The sequence below is a fragment of the Asticcacaulis biprosthecium C19 genome (assembly GCF_000204015.1).
Taxonomy (GTDB): Bacteria; Pseudomonadota; Alphaproteobacteria; order Caulobacterales; family Caulobacteraceae; genus Asticcacaulis; species Asticcacaulis biprosthecius.
The window spans coordinates 884490-904837 of record NZ_GL883077.1 but is presented as its reverse complement, the minus strand read 5'-3'; the positions used below and the strand labels follow the sequence as shown (position 1 = coordinate 904837).

The 20348-nt window shown below is 62.6% G+C and carries 16 protein-coding genes and 1 pseudogene; 3 read left to right on the top strand and 14 right to left on the bottom strand.

Annotated elements, in window-relative coordinates; translation table 11 throughout:
• Positions 1-27 precede the first annotated feature (27 nt).
• From ABI_RS04630 to ABI_RS04620, 3 genes are all read right to left on the bottom strand, one after another.
• Entirely contained in the window at positions 28-906 is an 879-nt protein-coding gene (locus ABI_RS04630) for a 3-hydroxybutyryl-CoA dehydrogenase (protein ID WP_006271683.1), read from the bottom strand.
• Between the two features lie 171 nt (positions 907-1077).
• Positions 1078-2010, bottom strand: coding sequence for an electron transfer flavoprotein subunit alpha/FixB family protein (locus tag ABI_RS04625; protein ID WP_006271682.1), 933 nt, complete (start codon positions 2008-2010; stop codon positions 1078-1080).
• Complete coding sequence (locus ABI_RS04620) at positions 2011-2757, bottom strand: electron transfer flavoprotein subunit beta/FixA family protein (RefSeq protein ID WP_006271681.1); 747 nt, start codon at positions 2755-2757, stop codon at positions 2011-2013. It lies immediately after the preceding gene.
• A gap of 213 nt (positions 2758-2970) precedes the next feature.
• Here ABI_RS04620 and ABI_RS04615 point away from each other — a divergent pair, with 213 nt between their 5' ends.
• Complete coding sequence (locus ABI_RS04615) at positions 2971-3207, top strand: hypothetical protein (RefSeq protein WP_006271680.1); 237 nt, start codon at positions 2971-2973, stop codon at positions 3205-3207.
• A 1-nt stretch (position 3208) separates the two neighbouring features.
• Here ABI_RS04615 and ABI_RS04610 read toward each other — a convergent pair whose 3' ends face one another.
• The 3 genes from ABI_RS04610 to ABI_RS04600 all read right to left on the bottom strand — a co-directional run bounded on the left by ABI_RS04610 (position 3209) and on the right by ABI_RS04600 (position 4605).
• Positions 3209-3709 carry a hypothetical protein gene (locus ABI_RS04610; RefSeq protein ID WP_006271679.1) on the bottom strand — a complete coding sequence of 167 codons (501 nt, stop codon included), beginning with the start codon at positions 3707-3709 and terminating at the stop codon, positions 3209-3211.
• 11 nt (positions 3710-3720) lie between these two features.
• Positions 3721-4281: a cob(I)yrinic acid a,c-diamide adenosyltransferase gene (locus tag ABI_RS04605; RefSeq protein WP_006271678.1), complete on the bottom strand. Its 561-nt coding sequence runs from the start codon at positions 4279-4281 to the stop codon at positions 3721-3723.
• 120 nt (positions 4282-4401) lie between these two features.
• The gene (locus ABI_RS04600; RefSeq protein WP_006271677.1) at positions 4402-4605 is read right to left on the bottom strand and encodes a twin transmembrane helix small protein; all 204 of its coding nucleotides are present in this window, start codon (positions 4603-4605) and stop codon (positions 4402-4404) included.
• A 293-nt stretch (positions 4606-4898) separates the two neighbouring features.
• Between ABI_RS04600 and ABI_RS04595 the strand changes: the two genes are divergently transcribed.
• Positions 4899-5528 carry a TetR/AcrR family transcriptional regulator gene (locus ABI_RS04595; protein WP_006271676.1) on the top strand — a complete coding sequence of 210 codons (630 nt, stop codon included), beginning with the start codon at positions 4899-4901 and terminating at the stop codon, positions 5526-5528.
• Positions 5529-5643: 115 nt separating this feature from the next.
• Here the strand turns inward: ABI_RS04595 and ABI_RS04590 are convergent.
• The 8 genes and pseudogenes from ABI_RS04590 to ABI_RS04550 form a co-directional block, all read right to left on the bottom strand.
• Positions 5644-6754 (bottom strand): annotated as a pseudogene (locus tag ABI_RS04590) (Rieske 2Fe-2S domain-containing protein).
• 145 nt (positions 6755-6899) lie between these two features.
• The gene (gene hisC, locus ABI_RS04585) at positions 6900-8015 is read right to left on the bottom strand and encodes a histidinol-phosphate transaminase (protein ID WP_006271674.1); all 1116 of its coding nucleotides are present in this window, start codon (positions 8013-8015) and stop codon (positions 6900-6902) included.
• Between the two features lie 149 nt (positions 8016-8164).
• Positions 8165-8953 (bottom strand): chorismate mutase, encoded by a 789-nt coding sequence (locus ABI_RS04580; protein ID WP_006271673.1) that lies wholly within the window; start codon positions 8951-8953, stop codon positions 8165-8167.
• A 158-nt stretch (positions 8954-9111) separates the two neighbouring features.
• The gene (locus ABI_RS04575) at positions 9112-10155 is read right to left on the bottom strand and encodes a DUF2125 domain-containing protein (RefSeq protein ID WP_006271672.1); all 1044 of its coding nucleotides are present in this window, start codon (positions 10153-10155) and stop codon (positions 9112-9114) included.
• 85 nt (positions 10156-10240) lie between these two features.
• Entirely contained in the window at positions 10241-13192 is a 2952-nt protein-coding gene (locus ABI_RS04570; protein WP_006271671.1) for an ATP-dependent DNA helicase, read from the bottom strand.
• Between the two features lie 145 nt (positions 13193-13337).
• Entirely contained in the window at positions 13338-16715 is a 3378-nt protein-coding gene (locus ABI_RS04565; protein WP_169313705.1) for an SEL1-like repeat protein, read from the bottom strand.
• Positions 16716-17264: 549 nt separating this feature from the next.
• Positions 17265-18203: an ornithine carbamoyltransferase gene (gene argF, locus ABI_RS04555; RefSeq protein ID WP_006271669.1), complete on the bottom strand. Its 939-nt coding sequence runs from the start codon at positions 18201-18203 to the stop codon at positions 17265-17267.
• A 58-nt stretch (positions 18204-18261) separates the two neighbouring features.
• Positions 18262-19470 carry an aspartate aminotransferase family protein gene (locus tag ABI_RS04550; RefSeq protein WP_006271667.1) on the bottom strand — a complete coding sequence of 403 codons (1209 nt, stop codon included), beginning with the start codon at positions 19468-19470 and terminating at the stop codon, positions 18262-18264.
• 154 nt (positions 19471-19624) lie between these two features.
• Between ABI_RS04550 and ABI_RS04545 the strand changes: the two genes are divergently transcribed.
• Positions 19625-19897, top strand: a complete 273-nt coding sequence (locus ABI_RS04545; RefSeq protein ID WP_006271666.1) for a hypothetical protein — start codon at positions 19625-19627, stop codon at positions 19895-19897.
• The last annotated feature ends 451 nt before the right edge of the window (positions 19898-20348 follow it).

Here is a 20348-nt window from a genome sequence, read left to right as displayed (position 1 = left end):
GAAAATGCAGCGGAGCCCCCGTAACCATTAACGCGTCGGCACCGGCTTTTCGCCGCGGTAATCATAGAAGCCGCGCCCGACCTTGCGGCCCAACCAGCCGGCCTCGACATACTTTACCAGCAGCGGACACGGACGGTACTTGGAGTCCGACAGACCGTCATACAGCACGTTCATCACCGCCAGCACCGTGTCCAGGCCGATGAAGTCAGCCAGTTCCAGCGGCCCCATCGGATGGTTGGCGCCCAGCTTCAGGCCGGTATCGATGGCGTCGACCGTGCCGACGCCTTCGTACAGGGTGTAGATGGCTTCGTTGATCATCGGGATCAGGATGCGGTTGACGATAAAGGCCGGGAAGTCCTCGGCCACCGCCGTGGTCTTGCCCAGGGAACGCGCAAACTCGATGCCCATTTCGTAGGTTGAGGTGTCGGTGGCGATACCGCGGATGATTTCGACCAGCTTCATGATCGGAACCGGGTTCATGAAGTGCAGGCCGATGAACTTGCCCGGACGGTCAGTCGCCGCGGCCAGGCGGGTGATCGAGATCGACGAGGTATTCGACGCAAGGTAAGCTTCCGGCTTCAAATGCTCGCACACGGATTTGAAAATGGCGTTCTTGACCTGCTCGTTCTCGGTCGCTGCCTCGATGACCAGATCGCAGTCTTTCAGATCCTGGACCGAGCCCGCCGGCATCAGCCGCGCCTTGGCGCTCTGGGCGTCGGCGTCGGAAATGGCTTCCTTCTCGACCAGGCGGTTCAGGCCTTTTTCGATGCGCACCAGGCTGGCTTTGACCGCGTCCGCCGACTGATCGTAGAGCAAGACGTCATAGCCTGACTGGGCGCACACCTGGGAAATACCGGCCCCCATCTGGCCCGCGCCGATAATGCCGACTGTCTTGATCGTGATCATGCCGAAATTCCCGTAAGGTTAAAGACTCATATAGCGCGGCAAGCCCGCGTATCACAACGCGGGCTTACGTATTTTTTTGCAATGCGGAGAAGGTAGCTTTTTTCAAGAACGCCTCATGTTATCCAAAAAGTGCGCGATGGTTGACTGACACTTTTTGGCATGAGGCTCTTTTTACCCCAACGCCTTCATCAACTCCGGAAGAACAGTCTTGTAATCGCCGACGAGGCCGTAGTCCGCCACCGAGAAGATGGGGGCTTCCGGATCCTTGTTGATGGCGACGATGACCTTGGAGTCCTTCATCCCGGCCAGGTGCTGGATGGCACCCGAGATGCCGATGGCGATGTACAGGTCCGGTGCCACGACCTTGCCGGTCTGACCGACCTGATAGTCGTTGGGGGCATAGCCGGCATCGACCGCGGCGCGCGAGGCACCGACGGCAGCGCCCAGCTTGGCGGCCAGAGGATCGAGCACAGCCTGAAACTCCTCGGCCGAACCGAGCGCACGGCCGCCGGAGACGATGATCTTGGCGGCACCCAGTTCAGGACGATCGGAGACGACTTTTTCTTCGGAGATAAAGCGGACCTTGGCCGAAGCCGCCGGCGCCGGCGTGCTTTCGATGGCGGCACTACCGCCCTCACCCGCCGCCTTGAAGGCAGTGGTGCGCACGGTCAGGACCTTCTTGGCTTCCGAGGTCTGCACGGTTTCCAGCGCATTGCCGGCATAGATGGGGCGAACAAAAGTGTTGCCGTCGACCACTTCGATGACGTCCGACAGCAGCGACACGTCGAGCAAGGCAGCGACACGCGGCGCAAAGTTCTTGCCCGCCGACGAGGCCGGCACGGCGACGGCATCGTAACCGGCAGCCAGCCCGGCGACCAGGGCCGACACGGCCTCGGCCAGCTCCTGCTTCAGCTCGGCGGATTCGGCCGTGATGACCTTGCGGACACCAGCGATCGCCGCAGCCTGGGCGGCGACGGCGGCAACGCGGTCACCATAGACCAGGATGTCGATGTCGCCACCCAGACCTTGGGCGGCGGTGACGGTCTTGTGCGTGGTGTCGCGCAGATGGGTACCGTCGTGATCGGCAATAACGAGAACGGACATTTATAGCACTCCCGCGGTCTTGAGGTTGGCGACCAGTTCAGCGGCGTCGGCGACCTTGATCCCGGCCTGGCGCTTGGCCGGCTCGGTGACCTTGACCACCTTGAGCCGCGGCGTGACATCGACGCCGTAGTCAGCGACGGTCTTGACGTCCAGCGGCTTCTTCTTGGCCTTCATGATGTTGGGCAGCGAGGCGTAGCGCGGCTCGTTCAGGCGCAGGTCGGTCGTGATGACCGCCGGAAGCTTCACGCCAATGGTCTGCAGGCCGCCGTCGACTTCGCGGGTAACCTGGGCTTCGCCGTCGACGATGACCACCTTGGAGGCGAAGGTCGCCTGGGGCCAGTCCAGCAGGGTGGCCAGGATCTGACCGGTGGCGTTGTTATCACCGTCGATGGCCTGCTTGCCCATGATGACCAGGTCGGGTTGTTCCTGCTCGATGACCGCCTTCAGCAGCTTGGCGACGGCCAGAGGTTCGACGTCCTGGTCAGTCTGGATCAGGATGCCGCGATCGGCGCCGATGGTCAGTGCCGTGACGATGGTATCGCGCGCCTGTGCCGGCCCGATGGAGACGGCGACCACTTCGGTGGCGATGCCCTTTTCCTTGAGTCGGGTTGCTTCTTCGACGGCGATTTCATCGAATGGGTTCATCGACATCTTGACGTTCGCCAGGTCGACACCCGATTGATCCGCCTTGACGCGGACCTTTACATTGTAGTCCAGAACCCGCTTGACGGGCACCAAAAGCTTCATGGCCTTGTCACCTCTTGAGGTGGCGCAGATCCCTGTTTCGCCTGCGCCGTCTTTTGACGCGATCTCTACGACGTGTGCCGCCAAAGTCAATCAGTCACGCTGCGTAAGCTTGCGAATTTAGGGCGAAAAAGGCTGTTTTTTCATTGCCCTCGCGGAAGGTTTGGCGCATAAAACAGCGGATTTTCCAACCCAAGGTCAAGTTTTCGCGTTGCCATGAAAAGTAAGATTACGACTCTTAAATACTACTTTGTCGGCCTGTTCGCGGTCCTCAGCCTGGCCGTTACAGTGTGGCAGCTGATGTACGAGATTCCGCGCAAGCAGTGCGAAGATGCCGGCAACTGGTGGTCTTACAAATACCGGCAATGCGCCCAGCCGATGAGAATTTACGACCTGACGGGACGCAAGCCGGCTGCGGAAAAACCCGCAGCCGAGACCACTGCCAGCCAGTAGGCTACGGCTTCTTCAGGCTGCACGTCATCACCTTCGGCGCCGGTTGAGGCTTGGTCAGAACGCCGCGTGCAATGCTGCAGTCGATGATGTCGTGATAGAAGTTGGCCTGGGTGACACCGATAGCATTGGTCTTGAATTGAATCTGGCCATCGGCTGTGTCGGCCAGCAAGGTTACATCCACCCCTTCACCCGTCACCTTGATGCGCTTGGTACTGCGGTCGACAACATAGGTGTGGCTGCCCATTTCCAGTTCGTGGCGGTCATTGGCCTTGGCGGCAGACTGGGCGGTCGGCAGACCGTAATAGATGGTCGTGACGCGCAGCTTGTCATTGGCCTCGGTCAGGGCCCTCATTGCACTGTCGTCGAGTTCGATGGTGATCTCGTGCACCGGCAAGGGCGCGCCGGTCCACGGCTTGCCCTTGGGCTTATCGGCATCGCTGTCGCCGCATCCGGTCAGGGCCAGCAAGCCCATTGCAGCGGCAAAGCCAGTGATCGATTTCATGTGGTTCCCCCTCAGTTTGTGGCACCCGGTATCCATAACACGTCGGCACGGCCCTTGTCATTGGCGTGCCGCGCCAGGACAAACAACAGATCCGAGAGGCGGTTGAGATATTTCAACGCCTCCGGATTGACCGATTCCGAACAGTTCAGGGTTACCGCGTCGCGTTCGGCGCGCCGCGTCACGGTGCGCGCCAGGTGCAGGTAGGCACTAATGGGCGTACCCGCCGGCAGGATGAACGAGGTCAGGGGTTGCAGTTCGTCATTGTGCCGGTCCAGCGCCTCTTCCAGCGCGGTAACCTGGCCGCTGCGTATGCGGATCGGCGTCCAGGCGATATCATCGCTGGGCGTGGCGAGGTCGGCGCCGAGATCGAACAGATCATTCTGCAACCGCGCCAGCAGGTCGTCCAACGCACCCTCACTGTGCAGTCGCGCCAGACCCAGGGCGGAATTGGCTTCGTCGACACTGCCGATGGCGATAAGGCGCGGATCGTCCTTGGGCCGGCGCGATCCATCGGCCAGCCCGGTCGTGCCGTCGTCGCCGGTGCGGGTATAGATCTTGTTGAGTTTGACCATGCAGGCGGTCCTGTGGGGAGGCGAAAATGACTGACTTTCGAGCATCGCAGCGGAGCGTACTTGAGTACGTGAGCAGCGAAGCACAGAGAGGCGGGCATTTGCAGCCCGCCACGGGAACGCCTACTTGCCCTGCTGGATCAGCCAGACAGTCAGGACGAGCAAGACGATCGCGATCGCCTGGAACAGAACGCGCATGCGCATCAGCTTGTTCGACCATTTGCGGCCGAACTCACCGCCCTTGAACAGGCTGTACAGGCCGAAACCGAGCACGACGACGGTGGCCAGCATGGCCAGAAGCGACAGAATAAGGACAAAGAGGCTCATGTCGCTTCATCGCGCTTTTGTTGACAAAAGTCGAGAGGCTTGCTTGCAATCGATGTCACCCTACATATGGACATTTTCCTTAAGTTACAAAGAAGTCCGTCGCTTTTCTCTACCGATAAAAATAACGCCCTTTGCCGTTGAAACGGCGTAGTCGTCATACTATTAGAAAAGGTAGGACCACGGAAAGTTTTCCGTGACGTCAACTTTTTATGTGTGTAACCCGTTCAATGTACGAAGTCAGTAGCTTGCCCCTCCCCTCCTCCTCCCCCTCCCCCGACTCTCAGGACACGCCGTTGCCCGCTGTCAGCCGCGCACGTTCCAAGGAACGTAACCGCCAGAAGATTCTCGACTCCGCCATGGCCCTGTTTCGCGAGCGCGGTTTCGAAGCCGCCACGCTTCGCGATATCGCCAAGGCTGCCGGTTTGTCGACCGGCGCCCTGTTCGCCAATTTCGCCGACAAGAACGAAATCTTCCTGATTGTCGTCGAGCAAGAAAATGCCCGCGTTATCAATGTGATGCGTGAGGCCTACGATGAAACCCTGGACCTTCCGGGCCGTCTGCATCAGCAGTTGATGCGCGGCTACGAATATGCTCAGATCAATGCCCGCCTGATCCTCTCGGCCTTCGTGATGAAGTGGAGCGCCGGCCAGACGGCCCAGACCGGGCTGAACGAAATCGCACGCATGAGCGATATGGTGCGCTACGCCCTTCTGGATACCTTGAAGGCCGCGGTCGAGCGCAAGGAACTGCCGGCCAACGCCCCGATCGAGGCGGCTGCGGAAATCCTGGAAGATCTTTGCTTCGCCAATATGCGCCGCGCCTTCCAGAACAGCCGCGAACCGGCCACCTTCGACGTCAAGCACCTGTCGGACAGCGTGACCTTGCAAGTCAAGCTGGTCATCGCAGGTTTGCAGCACGCTTAAATTTCACGGACTGAAAAATCCGTATTTTGGATGAGATGCCAGGAAGCGAGCGCACGCAGGTATATTGATACCTGCAAGCGAAGCTGACGCCGCAGATCGCCAAAAGACGGGTTTTTCACGACGTCCACTTTAGGGTCGCAGCCTTTACCGGGTTCACGAATGCCCGACCGTCACTGCGTGCGGACATCCATTCCTTTTTTGAGCTGCTGATACCACTTGGCCTGGGTATCGGCATCGTCGATCCACAGCAGGCTGGGGTCGTACTTCAGGCCCTCGTTCTGCAGGTTCACCATGTCGCCGTCTTGTTTCAGGAAGGCCTTGGCGCCCAGCCGGAACAAGGGCGAGATAAACCGAAACAGGCCGTGGTCGCTCCAGAAGATTTGGGTGATCCGCGTCGTCTTGTCGTCGATCGGCGTCAGGCAGGTCAGGCCCAGAACCTGCTTTGGCCCCACCTCGATATGCTCATAACGCACACCCGGCAGACGGAAGGTAATCTCGGTCGCCGGTGCGCCGCCCAGAATCTTGTAGGCGCGCGAATTTTTCGACGGCGCGTGCCGAACCATCGCGAAACCGTGCTCACGCGGCTCAAACTGCTTGATCTTGGACAGTTGCGACTTGGCGGACCGCCACCACCACTGCTGGTGAACATAAGGGCCATGCGCCGGGTCCATCAGGCCGACAACGGCGTGGTCGATATGCGAGTCGAAGTCCATGGTCTCGACAATGATCGGATTGCCACCCACCACGCCTGGCAAGACGGGCGGTTCATGGTCAGGTTCGGTGGGCCGGCGGGCATCGGCCGTTATGTAGATCCAGACAATGCCCTGCTGTTCGCGGACGGTGTAGTTGCGCACCTTGATACGGTTGACGTCCATCTCCTGGTCGGGCGTCAGGGACGGCACCGAGGTGCACGTCCCTTCGGTATTGAAGGTCCAGCCATGATAGGGACATTGTACGACACAGGCCGAACCGTCGCGCACCATCTGGCCGGCCGATAGCGGCGCAGCGCGATGCGGGCAGATGTCGCGGATACCATAGACCTTGCCATCAAGATCGCGGCCGAGCAGGACCGGTTCGCCCAGAAACACAAAACGCTGCAGCTTGCCGGGCTTGAGATCGCCGGACAGCGCCGCGAACCACCAGCAGTCCTTCAGGAACCCCTGGCCGAAGACGACGCGTTCAGTTTTCTCGGCGCGGGAAGCGGATGTGGTGGTCTGGTCAGGCATGGCAACTCGGAAGTCTGAAGAAAAGGCTGGCTTAGCATACCGCCTTCTGGCGGACAGCGCGACCCTTTCAACGTGGCAAGTTCAAGGGCGGTAGAAAATGCCACAGCCGCGATATCCGTCTTTGTTCCAAATCAAAGTCTGACGCTCAAACGCAGGCCTGAGCCGCGAACTGACTGAGCGCCTCCAGGAAGGCCTCGTTCTCGGCGTCCTTACCGACCGTAACCCGCAGACAATTCGGCAGGCCATAGTTGGCGACATGACGCACAATCAGGCCTTGCGTCATGAGGAATTCGTTGGCCCGCGCCGCTTCTTCGCCATCCTTGAACCGGATCAGCACGAAATTGCCGGCCGATACACCCACCTCCAGACCGAAGCTACGGATGGCCTGCACCAGGCGCGGCCGCCACGACGTCACCTGGGCCTTCGACGCATCGATATGCGCCTGGTCGGCCAGGGCAGCGATCGCCGCCGCCTGAGCCGGCAGGTTGATATTGAACGGCAAACGGATGCGGTCCATCGCCTCGATCAGGGCCTTGGGGCAATAGCCGAAACCGACGCGCAGGCCGGCCAGGCCATGAATCTTCGAGAAGGTCCGCGTCACGACGATATTGTCGTGGCCGCGCGCCATGTCGAAGGCCGACTCCCAGCTTGGCTCGTCGACGAATTCGGCATAGGCCTCGTCGATCACCAGGATGACGTCCGGCGCCAGGCGTTCACGCAGTTCGGACAGTTCCTCCGGCGTGTTCCATGTGCCGGTTGGATTGGCCGGGTTGGAGACGTAGACCAGCTTGGTGCGGCCATCGACCAGGTCCAGAATCCGCTCGATCTCGATGCGCTGCTCAGGCTCCGGCGCCAGGCGGACATCGGCCTGGCAGGCCAGGGCGCTGATGCGGTAGGCCAGGAAACCGTGCTCGCCGGTGACGATATTGTCGCCAGCCTCCAGATAGGTCTGGTTCAGCAGGGCGAAGACCTCGTCCGAGCCGTTGCCGAAGATCAGCCGTTCCGGCTCCAGGCCGTGATAGGCCGCGACGGCTGCACGCAGCGGATTGGCATGACCGTCGGGATAGCGGAACAGCTTGGCCTGCGCCTCCGCAAAGGCCTCGGCGGCCTTGGGCGAGCAGCCCAGGGCGTTTTCATTCGACGACAGCTTGATCGGCTCAGAGACGCCGTCGATTTTCGATTTGCCGCCGACATAGGGGGCGATGTCGAGAATACCGGCTTTGGGCGCGGGCGCGGCAGAGGTTACAGGCTTGTCCATCATCTACTCTTTGGTTTCGACAGCGCCTTATTCGGCCCCACCGGAAAATTCAACATCTTAAGGATCCGAAACCACGGATGGACACGGATAAACACGGATGAAGCGGCTGCGTTATCCGTGTTTATCCGTGTCCATCCGTGGTTCAAATTCCCTTATATCCGCGGCGCGGCGCCGATTATGCCTGTCAGGCTGCCCAAGGCGCCCTGCAGACGCGCATCGTTTTCCTGGACGAAGCCCAACAGCGAGAACAGCTTCAACCCCTGCGCCGAACAGACCCAGTCGGCGGCGAAACCGCGTTCACCCAGATCCTCGATGATGCGGGTTTCGCGCTCGCCCGAGTCGCTGACCCAGAAGGTGATATCGTCACCGGTCGGCTCCGGCGCGATCGCCGCCATGGCCACAGCATGCGGCCTTGCCGAAGCCACTTCAGGCAAGGCGGCAATAATCCGTACCGATTTTTCCGCCAGCAACCGCGCCCACCACGCACCACCGCGCGGGTCGAGACTGAGCACCGAAATGTGACGAACATCGCGCGCTGCGGTTACGGCCGCGACCGCATCGTCGACATAGCCGAACGACGGCGCAAAGCCGAAGCGCTCACGTGCCCAGACCAGGGTTTCGCGGCTGTGTTCCTTGGCGGACAGATTGAGATGGAGGCCGCCGCGTGCCTGGCCCTGAATGCGCAGGTTCTCCGAGATCAGTTCGCGCCACACCCGCACCACGACGGAATCGGACGCTGCCGATCGCGGCATGGCCAGGAGCTTGCGGATCAGGATGGCTTCGCGGTCGGGCCGCAACAAGGAGACCGTTTCGGTGGCCGTGTCTTCACGCGCTTTCGCTTCGCCGATGGCCTTGCCCAGCGCAGCACGCGCATCGACAAGACGCAACAGGTCGGCATCCAGAGCGTCGATCTGCGCTCTCAAATCGGTCAGGGTCGTCACGGTCGCACTCGTCGCTTTTCAGTAGGCGCTGAAAACGTCGACCTTAAGCTCTCACGGTGGCGTGAACAAGCCGGGTTTACGCCGTTACCGCCCGGATGTTCACTCCATCGCGCAGATTTCAAAAAAATTGCACGCAATCGTAACCAGTTAAGCCGGCATCACGGCAGAACAGGCGCATCCGAAATCTTCAGCGGTCCGATAAAGGCGCCGCCATCGCGGAAGTCGAGGTCGAATTTTTGCGTACCCTGGGTGGCCAGGGTCAGGTTCAGTAGTGGCTTGGCCAGGGTCATGTTCTCAGGCGAGATCAACCGCAGCGCGCCCAGCACGTCGATCGGATTGAAGGTGCCCTTCATCTCGATATGGGCCTTGCCGGTCAAATGGCCGGCCTGGTTCGAGGTCAGGCCGTCGCTGGTCAGCATCAGGTTGAGGTCGCCGGCCGTCACCTGCGACTTGACCGCGGAGGCCGTACCACCGGCCGCCGCCCAGGCGCGCACGCCGCTGTTGAAGGCGGAATAGTGGTTCAACGTGCCTTCGACGTGCAGGTTCATCGGCTTTTCTGGCGAAAAGTCGCCGATCAGGCTCTTGGGCTGGCCGCGGGCGCCGCTGACCCGGACCAGGAAATCGGCGGAATCAGCGACATCGGGCGTCGGACGCAGATAAGCGTCGAACTTGTCCGCCGTGGTGAAAGCGAACGGCCGCGTCGGGTCGGACGGTGTCATGGTGAGGCCCACGCCTTCGATGGCGACATGGTAGACCGGCTTAAGCAGGCCGGACACGCTGGCACGCAGCGAACGGCCGGTCACTTCAGCCTTGCCGAAGTCAACGCCGTTGACCCGGCCGCGATACAGGGTCAAACCTTGCGGCGCCGCCAGCACCCATTTGTCGAGGGCATAGGCATTGGCCTCGGCCTTCAGTTGCTTGGCGGCAAAGCCCTTACCCGTGGGGCCAATGATGGTGATGTTGTCGAAATCGACATACATGCGGAAGGGATAGCCCGAGACCCGCTGGCGGTCGACCGTCGCCTGATAGCCCTGGGCGACCAGCAGCGCCTGGTGAACTGAGATGCGCTTTTCGACATCGTGGGCGACGTAGAACCAGTAGCCGGTCCAGCTGGCGGCCAGCACCAAGACGATGACGAGCGGCGCGAACAGACCGATGCGGCTGCGTTTCTTGACGGGCCGGTTCAGCGCGATATCGTCCATGGCGGTCTCCCTGTTAACCATGGGCAGTCATGCCAGAGTGAGGGACGCTTGGGAACCGTCGCGTGCGCAAAAAAGCGATGCGGTTTTACTTCGCGTCCGCCGCCGCAACCTTGGGTTCGCCATGCAGGAACCTGCCGACCGAATCCAGGGCCTCGGCCAGGGTACAGCGCTGGACCACCACGCCTTCCGGCAAGCCCGTAAACAGCCGCGTCGGCGCCGCCGAGTCCAGCATCACAAACACCCCCCGGTCGTCCGCCTTGCGGATCAGCCGACCGAAGGCCTGGGCCAGCTTTGCCCGCGTCAAGGCGTCGTCATAGATCTTGTTGCCGAAGTGCTGGCGTCTCGCCCGATGAAGGCAATCCGGCCGTGGCCAGGGAATCCGGTCGAACGCGATCAATCTTAACGCCTGGCCCGGCACATCGATTCCGTCGCGCACCGCATCCGTCCCCAGCAGGCAGGAATGGTGCTCGCTGCGGAACACGCTGATCAGGTCCGACACGTCCAGTGGATCGACGTGCTGGGCATAGAGCGACACACCCGCCTCGCTCAGAGGCCGGTTGATCTGTTCATAGACCGCCTTGAGCCGGCGGATCGCTGTAAACAGGCCCAGTCCGCCGCCCTTCGACGCCTTGAACAGGGCCTCCATGGCGGCCCCGACGGCGCGCGGGTCTTCGCGGCTGACATCGGTGATGACGAACAGCCGCGCCTGACGGGCATAGTCGAACGGTGAGGTAATGCGCGCCGTCTTGGCGCCCATGACGAGGTGATTGGCGCCGGTGCGCTGCTTGGCCAAGGCAAAGCGGTCGGTCTCGCTGTCAGCCGCGCCGTCACTCAGAGTCGCCGAAGCGACCAGGACGCCGTGCGCCGGTTTCAGCACGAACTCGGCCAGGGGCAGGCTGGGGTCGACATAGTGGCGGTTCAGGGTGACATCGACCACCTTGCCGCGCAGCACCTCGGTCGAGAACCAGTCGATGGTATGGGGTGTGCCGTCGTCCTCGACGATATCGCCCTCTTCCAGAGCCAGTTGCTGCAACAGCGACCGCCACGCCGGCAGCAGGAGCCGCGCCCGCCGTTCCAGTCCGCGCAACGCCCCGTCGATGCGAATGCGATCGGCCGGTTCCAGCTCGGCGCCCTCGTTCAGGCGGTCTTCCAAAGCCCGCACCAGGGCCAGCAACGGCGCCTCTATGCCGGCGAGCGCACGCGCCGCCATCTTGGCCGCCACGGCCACGCCTTCGATACAGGGATGGGCTTCGCATTCGCCGCCCTGTTCGGCATCGGGTGAGAATTTCGAGCGCAGCCGCGCCTCACCCTGGCGGATGTCGATCTGGTTGTAGACCTGGACCAGCAAGGCTTCGATCGGACCGATCGGCTCCAGCCCACCGCCCGACTGGGTCCGCACGCCGAGCCGCTGTGAGAAGCCGTCCGACGGCAGGACATGCGCCGCCCGGATCAGTTCCTTCATCGCCGTCTGGGCGGCTTCCTGGCCGGCGATCAGGTCACCCAGGCGCGCCTCCAGGCCGCGGCCGCGCCGCGACCGGCCCTCGTTGCCGCGGATCCAGCGCCGCAGTTCATAGGCCTCCAGACCCGACAGACGGGTGGCGAAGGCGCTGTCAGCCGCTTCGAACAGGTGGTGGCCTTCGTCGAAGACCAGGCGCGACAGGGCGGGCGCATCGGCATCGGCCGGCACGTCCTCGCCGTTCATCTCGGCCTGCATCTGCGAGCGGGCTGTATCACGCAGGTCGTAGGCGGCCTGAGCCATGACCAGGGCATGATTGGCAATGACCAGCGAGGCCGACTTGGCCTTGCGGACCGATTTTTCGATGAAGCAGACCCGGTAGTGGGGACAGGCGGCATAGGTGCATTCGCCGCGCCGGTCGACCAGGCTTTGCGGCGTCAGAGACCCGAACACCTGGGCCGGCGTACCCGGCGGCAGCAGCGACGGCAGCCAGGTCGGGAAATCGCCGCTGATGATGTCGCCATCGCGCGAATACAGCGCCCACCGCGCCATGAGCACCGCCATGATCAGTTCCGGCGCCGAGTGCATGGCCGCCAGCCGCTCCTGGAAGTTCAGCAGACAGAGATAGTTTTCGCGCCCCTTGCGCACCACCACCTTGTCGGCGCGTTCGGCCGGGCTGTCGAACAGGGCGCGGGTGTCGTGATGGATCTGTTTCTGCAGCGCCTTGGTGTAGGTCGAGATCCACACCTGGCCCTGGGCTCTCTCCGCCCAGGCATGGGCCGGCGCCAGATAGCCGAGGGTCTTGCCCACCCCGGTCCCGGCTTCCAGCAGCCACATATTGGGCTGATCCTTCATCCATTTCGGGGCGAAGATTTCGCGCGCCTTCAAGGCAAAATCGAGCTGTTCGGGACGGCGCTCGTCCAGACCCGCGCGTTGCAGGCCGCGGCCCAGATGAAGCGTGACCTCCTCCTCGGACATGGCCACGGCGCGGGCCTGGCCTTCCGGCGGCTGATCCTCCCATTCCTCCAGCAGCGACCAGATGTCGAGCGCCGGCGGCGCGACATAGTCGGCCGGCAGGTCGGTGTGATCGAGCACCGCCTGGACCAGCGGCGCCCATACCCAGCCCTGGCGCTCCATCAGTTTGACGCCCGACTGGGCCGCCAGCCGGAAGCCCAGCGGGGAAGCCCGCAGGTCTTCGCATAGGTCGAGGATGACCTGGACCAGTATACGCGCCTGGTCGTCCGGGGTTTCAGGTTCGGTGTGACCGCAAGCAAGGGCCAGACCGGCAGCCGACGGGGCGCAGAACTGGGCCGGACGGATAAAGGCGTACAGTTCCAGCACGTCGAAATGGCGGGCTTCGCGGGCCTGTCGGTTACCGAACAGGCGGTTGCGCATCAACGGCGCATTGGCGACAATCAGGGCTTCGCGCCCCCACAGTTCACGCAGTTCCGGCACACCGACGATCCGCCCGCCTTCGGGGCCAACAACAAAGGCGCGCGCCGGGGTCAGGCCCAGGGCATGGGTCGGGGTTAGATCGCGCCAGGCGGGCGTCGCATTACTCTGGGAAGACGGGTCACTCACAGCGTTAACCTACGCCATGGCGTCCGCCGCGACAACGGCTTTCGGAACAAGGAGAGGCCAACTCCAGGACGCAGGCTTCTTTCTCCTCCCCGACAAAGCGGGGAGGAGAAAGAAACGCAGTTCATTCACCAGGGTGTACGAGGTCTTACCCGCGCGGTTCGGCGCTGGAGGCCAGGGGCGGGCCATCGTCGGTGATCGGCGTGAAGCTGGCGACGGCGGCATCCTGACGCTGAAGCTGCGTGTCGCTGAGCTGTGCCCTGAGACGGTCGGCAGCCTTGCGCGCTTCGGCGGCATTGCGCGGATTGCTATCGTCCTGGGCGGCCAGTGAATACCACTTGTAGGACTCGCCGGGCGACATGGGTGCACCCACGCCGGTTTCATACAGGACGCCGAGATTGTACTGGCTGTCCGGCTGGCCACGCACCGCAGCCTGGCGGAACCACATCGCCGCAGCACTGCGATCCTGGGCGCCGCCCTCGCCATTATAGAATTGCAGTCCAAGCGAATACATCGCCTCGGTGACTCCACCTTCGGCAGCCCGGCGAATCCACTTGCGCTTCTCGTTCTTGTCCGGCGCAACCAGGCCGCCATACTGCTTGTCACCGCCGTAAATCTGGCCCAGCACATATTGCGCCGGCGCATAGCCCTGGTTGGCGACTTCCTTCAGGACGTCAACCGAGCCCGGCTTGCGAGCGGTGACCTGCTGCATGGCCAGGTCGTAACGCGCCTTCAGGTTCTGCTGGTTCTGGGTATCTTCGGCGGCCGCTTCGGGCGTCACAACAGCGGCGACAATGGGGGTCTCTTCCGTCGGAGCTTCCTTGTCACCCTTGGTCATCTGGTCGATGGCCACGGTGCCGGCAATGCCACCGCCGACCAGTACAACCGCCAGAGAAGACGCCTTGAAGGCCTTCATCAGGGTGCTCTCGCCCCCTGTCTTGGCCTTAGGGGCGCGGGCCTGGGCGGCGCTGATGCGCGAGGTACCGGCGCGCAGGCCGCCAAGCGGCTTGTCGTCACTTTCCATGCTGGCGCGGACAGCGGCACGGGCAGCGGCGAGAGCGTCGCGGGTCGACACCGACACACCGGCGTCTTCCTCATCGTCGTGGAAATCCGGGACCGTCGCCTGAGGCGCCGCGGCGGCGCGGGCCGCATAGGCGGCAGCACGCGGCGCCGTCTTGCGCGACATGTCGATATCAGCAAACGGATCGTGGTCGTCGCTGTCATCCAGATCAGGCGCGTGGTCCTGTACCGGCGCGGGAGCCGGGACCGGCTGATTGCGCTGACGCAATGGCGAGTTCATCAGTTCGGCACTGAAGTCCTCGTCGTCACCGTCTTCGAACGGATCGAATTCCGGCTTGAAGTCGGTGACGGAATGGAGCAAACGGCCGGTCAGATCGACCTTGTCATCTGCGACGGGTGCCTGACGGAGCGGCGCCGGCGTTGCCACCGGGGCTTCGGCTTCATCCTCGAAACCGCCCGAGAACTGGCCGAACGGCTTGGTCTCGATCTCAGCCGCAGGCGCCGTCACCGGTGCCGGCGCAAAAGGGCTCGGCAATTCGTCGCGTGCGGGGGCCGGGGCCGGCTTGGTAACCGCTTCGCTCAGCAGGGTTTGCTTTTGAACCTGAGCCAGCTTCTGGTCGATGCGGGCGCGGGTGTCTTCCAGCAATTTCGCCGTACGCTCTTCGCTCTGGCGGATACGTTCGGCCAGGTCGTTCTTTGACTGGTCGCGTTGCTGTTCGAACTCCTGGCCGATACCCGACAGAACCTGGGTGGTGCGGCGCTCGGTGTCCTGCAGCTTGGCCGTCAAGCGTTCGGAGATACGGGCAATCTCGCCACCGAGACGTTCCAGCGCCTGGGCGTGGCTGGTTTCGGTGCGGTTGGCGCGAGTCTCGACCGTTTCAGCCACGCGTGTCACTTCGACGCCCAGACGGGTCAGGCCGGCGGAATTGGCTTCCTCGACGCTTTTGACGCGGCGGTCGAAGGTGCCGGCCATACGGACGATTTCCTGGCCCATGCGCTCCAGTGCGGCCGCCTGGCGGCGCTCCACCTGTTCCAGGCGGGCCTCGAAACGTGCAGCAACGGCTTCGACGCCGTCGCGGTTCGGCGCGTTCAGAACGCCCAGCAGTTCCTGTCGGTTTTCCTCAACGCGGCGCGACAGTTCGGCGGCCAACTGGGTCAGGGAACGCGCGGCTTCCGGGTCGGAAACGTCACCGCGCTCTTCGGCACGCGACAGACGGCCTTCTAAGTTGCGGAAGGCGGTTTCCAGGGTCTTGATCGCGCCCGAGGTCTGAGCCTCGGCAGCTTCCAGCCGCTCGGCCATGCGCGACACAACCTTGTCGATCACGCCTTGGGCGGCGCGTTCGGGATCGCGCGTCTCCATCTGCGCCAGGCGGTGCGACAGAGTCACCATGTCGGTGCGGATGTCCTTGACGGTTTCCCGCGTGCGGACATCGCCTTCGTACAACTGGTTGGCCAGCTTTCCAAGAGCGCTCTCGACCGCCTTGACGGTCTCGATGGTCTGGTTGTTCTTCAGGCCGGCCTCGATCTTGGCCATCCGCTCGCGCTCTTCGCGAACATGGCCGGACAGACCTTCCAGGCGCTCGGCCTGGGCACCAATCTGACGTTCGGCCTTTTCCAGCCGGTCGACGAACAGTTCGTTATCCTGCTCGGTGCGGCGACGGTCTTCTTCCAGACGCAGCCGGTCTTCCTCGATGCGGCGGCGATCCTCTTCGCTGCGTCGGCGGTCTTCTTCGCTACGGCGGGCCAGTTGTTCGAAAGAGGACAGGACCTCTTGGGACTGCTCATCCAGGCGGCCATGCAGCTCTTCGCGCGTTTGGGCCGCTACGGCTTCCAGAGCGGCTTCGGAGCGCTCTAGGCGGCCGAGCAGGGATTCGACCGCGCTCGACACACTGCGCACAGCCGTGGCCGAACGGGATTCCGAAGACTCTATACGTGAACCGAGGCCTTCCAGGGCACGAGCAACGCGGCCGAGGTCATCGGAGGCGGTCGCGTAGTTCTGGTCTTCGTAGGTGTCGGCGCGGGGACGATCGGCGAAGATCGAACTGCGGCGCAGGTCACGCGACGACATATGTTGCTCGGTTTGAGGTTGGGCCGCATGGGGCTGGGCCGTTTGGGAACGCGGCGCATAGGCGGCCCTGGGCTCGACCCGAGGTTCGGGACGCTTCACGCGCGGTGCGGCATCGGCATAGACGGCCTCGCGATAGACCTGGGCCGGACGGCGGGTACGGGGCGCGAAACGCTCGTCGTCCTCGTAATCGTCGTAGACCTCTTCCTCGTCGTAAGCGGCTTCGGGAATACGACGCGGTGCCGGACGGGCAGCGGCCGGTACGGGACGTTCGTGGCGATCGCGTTCCTGACTGATCAGCGCGCCGACATCCTCGCCCTGGAGGATCATCTGGTTCAGCCACTCTCCGAGCGTCATTCCGGATCGGCGCGCCAAATCCTTGGCGACTTCTCGCGCCTTGGCGTCGATGCCTTTAACACTCCAAGGTGCGTTCGCGCTCATGCGGCTCCCCAATTTCGTCCAGTACGCGAGCGTAGTCCGCATAATCTGGGGTGTAAACCCATAGTTAACCACAACATATGGCGTCCTCTCAGGTTTCTGTGGACACATTCCCGGGCTATCGAACCGCCCGCCCCTTGCCTGAGCGGCGGTTTCCGGTCATGAGAAACCATGGACATGGACCCAGGCCTTAACGTGATTCTTCTGATTGGGGGAGTATTGTTAACCGTTCTGACGGGATGGCTCGGATCGCGTCCGCCGGACCTGCGCCGGCCGGGCCCACGCATGATTCCGTGGCGGTTCGTGATGCTGCTGTCGGGGACGTTTACGGTGCTTATGTTGTCGGTACTGATGCACCACTACGGCCTCGGACAGCAAGGCCAGCCACGGTATTAATTTGCTTCGGAGCAATTACCCGTTTGGCCGTCAGCCTTGAGCCGAGTAGCAGGCGGCCAGCGACGGCTGTAGTCTACATACAGCCGAGCGCAGCCAACGCTGCCAAGCCGCCTCATGTTGATCCAAAAAGTGGCGGCCACTTTTTGGCATGAGGCTTTAACCGGCCAAGGATGGCGAGCCAAAGCACCAGGCCAGGATGGCTTTCTGAGCATGAATCCGGTTTTCGGCTTCGTCCCAGATCAGCGACTGCGGGCCGTCGATGACCTCGTCGCTCACCTCTTCGCCGCGGTGGGCCGGCAGGCAGTGCAGGAAGACGGCGTCCTTCTTGGCCAGGGCCATCAGCTTGCTATCGACCTGGTATTCATGGAAGGCCATCAGGCGCTCATCGTGATCCAGGTCGCCCATCGACACCCAGGTATCGGCCAGGACGACATCGGCGCCTTCGACGGCGGCGCGCGGATCGGAGCCGACCGTCACCTTGGCGCCATGCTGGGCCGCGAAGACCATGGCGTCCATCGACGGCTTGTAATCGTCCGGACAGGCGATGCGCAGTTCGAAGTCGAAGCGCGCTGCCGCATGGATCAGGCTGTTGCAGACATTGTTGCCGTCGCTGACCCAGGCCAGCACCTTGCCGGCGATCGGACCGCGATGCTCTTCGATGGTCTGGATATCGGCCAGGATCTGGCACGGGTGCGACAGGTTGGTCAGCCCGTTGACCACCGGAATGGTCGAGACGGCAGCCAGGCGCAGCACGTCTTCGTGGCGGTTGGCGCGGATCATGATGGCATCGACCATGCGCGACAGCACTTTCGACGTGTCCTCGATCGGCTCGCCGCGGCCAAGCTGCATGTCGGAGGCGGTCGAGATGATGGCGCTGCCGCCCAGTTGACGGATGGCGGCATCGAACGAGAAGCGCGTGCGCGTCGAGTTCTTTTCAAAAATCATGGCCAGGACGCGTTCCTTCGCCGGCGCGTCGGCATCGACGCGGCCCTGAGTCCAGCCCTTGCGGGCGGCCTTGCGGCGGTGGGCGTCATCGACGATGGCGCGCAGGGTGACGGCGTCGAGATCGCAGATATCGAGAAAATGGCGGGTCATGGGCGTTTCCTTCCCAAGGAAAGATGGAGGGGCGCCTCGCACCCCTCCCCTATAACAATCAGGCTTGCTCTTTTTGCTGGGCAGCAGCGCGTGCGGCTTCGAAGGTCTTTTCCAGCAGACCGACGGCCTCGCGGCACTCGTCCTCGGTGACATTCAGCGGCGGCAGCAGTCGCACGCAGTTGTCCGAACCGCCGGCGATCAGCAATCCGTTGTCGCGGGCGAGCGTCATGATCTCGCGGTTGTTCGGCTTGAGCTTGATGCCGATAAGCAGGCCCCGACCGCGGATCTCGTCAATCATGTCCGGCCAGGTCTGCTTCAGGCCTTCGAGTTGTTGCTTGAGATAGCCCGCCTGTTTGCGGACATTGTCGAGCAGCTCGGGGCTGGAGATCTCACCGAAAGCCGCCAGGCCGACCGCCATGGCCAACGGATTGCCGCCAAAGGTCGAGCCGTGGGCGCCGACCGTCATGCCGGACGCTGCATCTTCGGTGGCCAGGCAAGCCCCGACCGGGAAGCCCCCGCCCAGCGCCTTGGCGACGCACATCACATCGGGGATGACGCCTGAGTATTCGTAGGCCCACATCTTGCCCGAACGGCCCATGCCGCACTGGATCTCGTCGAAGATCAGCAGCAGGCCGTTGGCGTCGCACAGCTCGCGCAGCAGGGTCAGCTCGGCGTCGGTCAGGGCACGCGCCCCGCCCTCGCCCTGGACCGGCTCAACCAGGATAGCGGCCGCGGTCGGCGCCTCGGCGGCGGCGCGGATGGCGTCATGGTCGTCCAGCGACAGATGGACGAACCCCGGCAGGCGCGGACCAAAGCCCTTCAGGTAGGTTTCGTTGCCGGCCGCGGTGACGGCAGCATAGGTGCGGCCGTGGAAGGCGCCTTCGAAACCGATGATGTCGATGCGCTCTTCATTGCCGCGCGAGGCGTGGTACTTGCGTGCCAGCTTCAGGGCGCACTCGACGGCCTCGGTGCCGGAATTGGTAAAGAACACACGGTCGGCAAACGACGCGGCGCACAGCTTTTCAGCCAGTTCGCCCTGTTCCGGGATGGTGAAGATGTTCGAGACGTGCCACAGCTTTTCGGACTGCTTGCGCACGGCGTCGACCAGGACCGGAGCGGCGTGGCCCAGTCCGTTGGTGGCGATCCCCTGGACGAAGTCGAGCCATGAGCGGCCGTGTCGGTCATACAGTCGGACGCCCTGGCCGCGATCCACCTCGATAGGGGCACGGGCATAGACACCGAACAGATGATCGTTGGACGCGGTCATGGACTCCTCCAAAAGATAAAATCCCCTTCGCGGACGGCGAAGAGGACATGGGTTCCGAACGGCACAGACCCATCGGAAAATCAGGCCCGCCTTTTGTAGACATATGCCCGCAATGTCAATATTGTTTGGGGTCGCAGGGGCGAAAGGGAAGACGATGGATTCGACCGCAACTCCGATCATCGACATCGTTCCGGGTGTGGGTTTCCGCGTCACCACCGGCGAGGTCAGCGCCACCGGCGCCTCGCTTCCGGAGGCCATGTCGGCACTGCGTGCGGCAATCGCTGCCAGGTACGACACGGAAAAGGGCGATGAGGCGGCAGCCTCACGCGATGCCGCCCGTCAGACAGACCTGGTCAACAACGACCGCTTCATCCAGGGCAATGTCCTGCAGAACCAGATTCTGCTGGGCGTGGCGCTCGGACTGTAAGGGATGACCATTGTGAACCCAGCCGACTGGGCAGAGTATGTCTACCTGTGAGACGGATCACAACCGGGCTGGGTTCTTGTCGGTAAGCCTGCGAGCTACAGCATCTTCAATTTAAGTGGCATCTACCTTCTTATCGAAGACGATGACTTAATAGATGCCTTGGCAGACAAAATGATAGCAGCGGGATGCTCGATATTTGAGGACATTCCCGGCCCGCTTCCGCCGGTAGAAGTCACGCCGATTGAAACTGAACCTTCCGAAAATCTTGTCGAAGGACGACAAGCTGTCCTGCGGCAACCAGTTGCAAAGCCTAAACATTAGAGCGCATCCCGAACAGGGTGACGCACTTTTCGGATTAATACCAACGGCGTTTGGACTTGACTCAAATGTCATGTGACAATTGCTTCTTACTCCTCCCCATTTCTTCAATGGGGAGGTGGCGAGCAAGTAA

What these genes read in the sequence shown, in the direction of transcription:
- ABI_RS04630 (WP_006271683.1), bottom strand. Translation starts at nt 906, where the DNA reads ATGATCACGATCAAGACAGTCGGCATTATCGGCGCGGGCCAGATGGGG.
- ABI_RS04575 (WP_006271672.1), bottom strand. Translation starts at nt 10,155, where the DNA reads ATGGACGATATCGCGCTGAACCGGCCCGTCAAGAAACGCAGCCGCATC.
- ABI_RS04605 (WP_006271678.1), bottom strand. Translation starts at nt 4,281, where the DNA reads ATGGTCAAACTCAACAAGATCTATACCCGCACCGGCGACGACGGCACG.
- ABI_RS04550 (WP_006271667.1), bottom strand. Translation starts at nt 19,470, where the DNA reads ATGACCGCGTCCAACGATCATCTGTTCGGTGTCTATGCCCGTGCCCCT.
- ABI_RS04625 (WP_006271682.1), bottom strand. Translation starts at nt 2,010, where the DNA reads ATGTCCGTTCTCGTTATTGCCGATCACGACGGTACCCATCTGCGCGAC.
- ABI_RS04610 (WP_006271679.1), bottom strand. Translation starts at nt 3,709, where the DNA reads ATGAAATCGATCACTGGCTTTGCCGCTGCAATGGGCTTGCTGGCCCTG.
- ABI_RS04545 (WP_006271666.1), top strand. Translation starts at nt 19,625, where the DNA reads ATGGATTCGACCGCAACTCCGATCATCGACATCGTTCCGGGTGTGGGT.
- ABI_RS04565 (WP_169313705.1), bottom strand. Translation starts at nt 16,715, where the DNA reads ATGAGCGCGAACGCACCTTGGAGTGTTAAAGGCATCGACGCCAAGGCG.
- hisC (WP_006271674.1), bottom strand. Translation starts at nt 8,015, where the DNA reads ATGATGGACAAGCCTGTAACCTCTGCCGCGCCCGCGCCCAAAGCCGGT.
- argF (WP_006271669.1), bottom strand. Translation starts at nt 18,203, where the DNA reads ATGACCCGCCATTTTCTCGATATCTGCGATCTCGACGCCGTCACCCTG.
- ABI_RS04620 (WP_006271681.1), bottom strand. Translation starts at nt 2,757, where the DNA reads ATGAAGCTTTTGGTGCCCGTCAAGCGGGTTCTGGACTACAATGTAAAG.
- ABI_RS04600 (WP_006271677.1), bottom strand. Translation starts at nt 4,605, where the DNA reads ATGAGCCTCTTTGTCCTTATTCTGTCGCTTCTGGCCATGCTGGCCACC.
- ABI_RS04615 (WP_006271680.1), top strand. Translation starts at nt 2,971, where the DNA reads ATGAAAAGTAAGATTACGACTCTTAAATACTACTTTGTCGGCCTGTTC.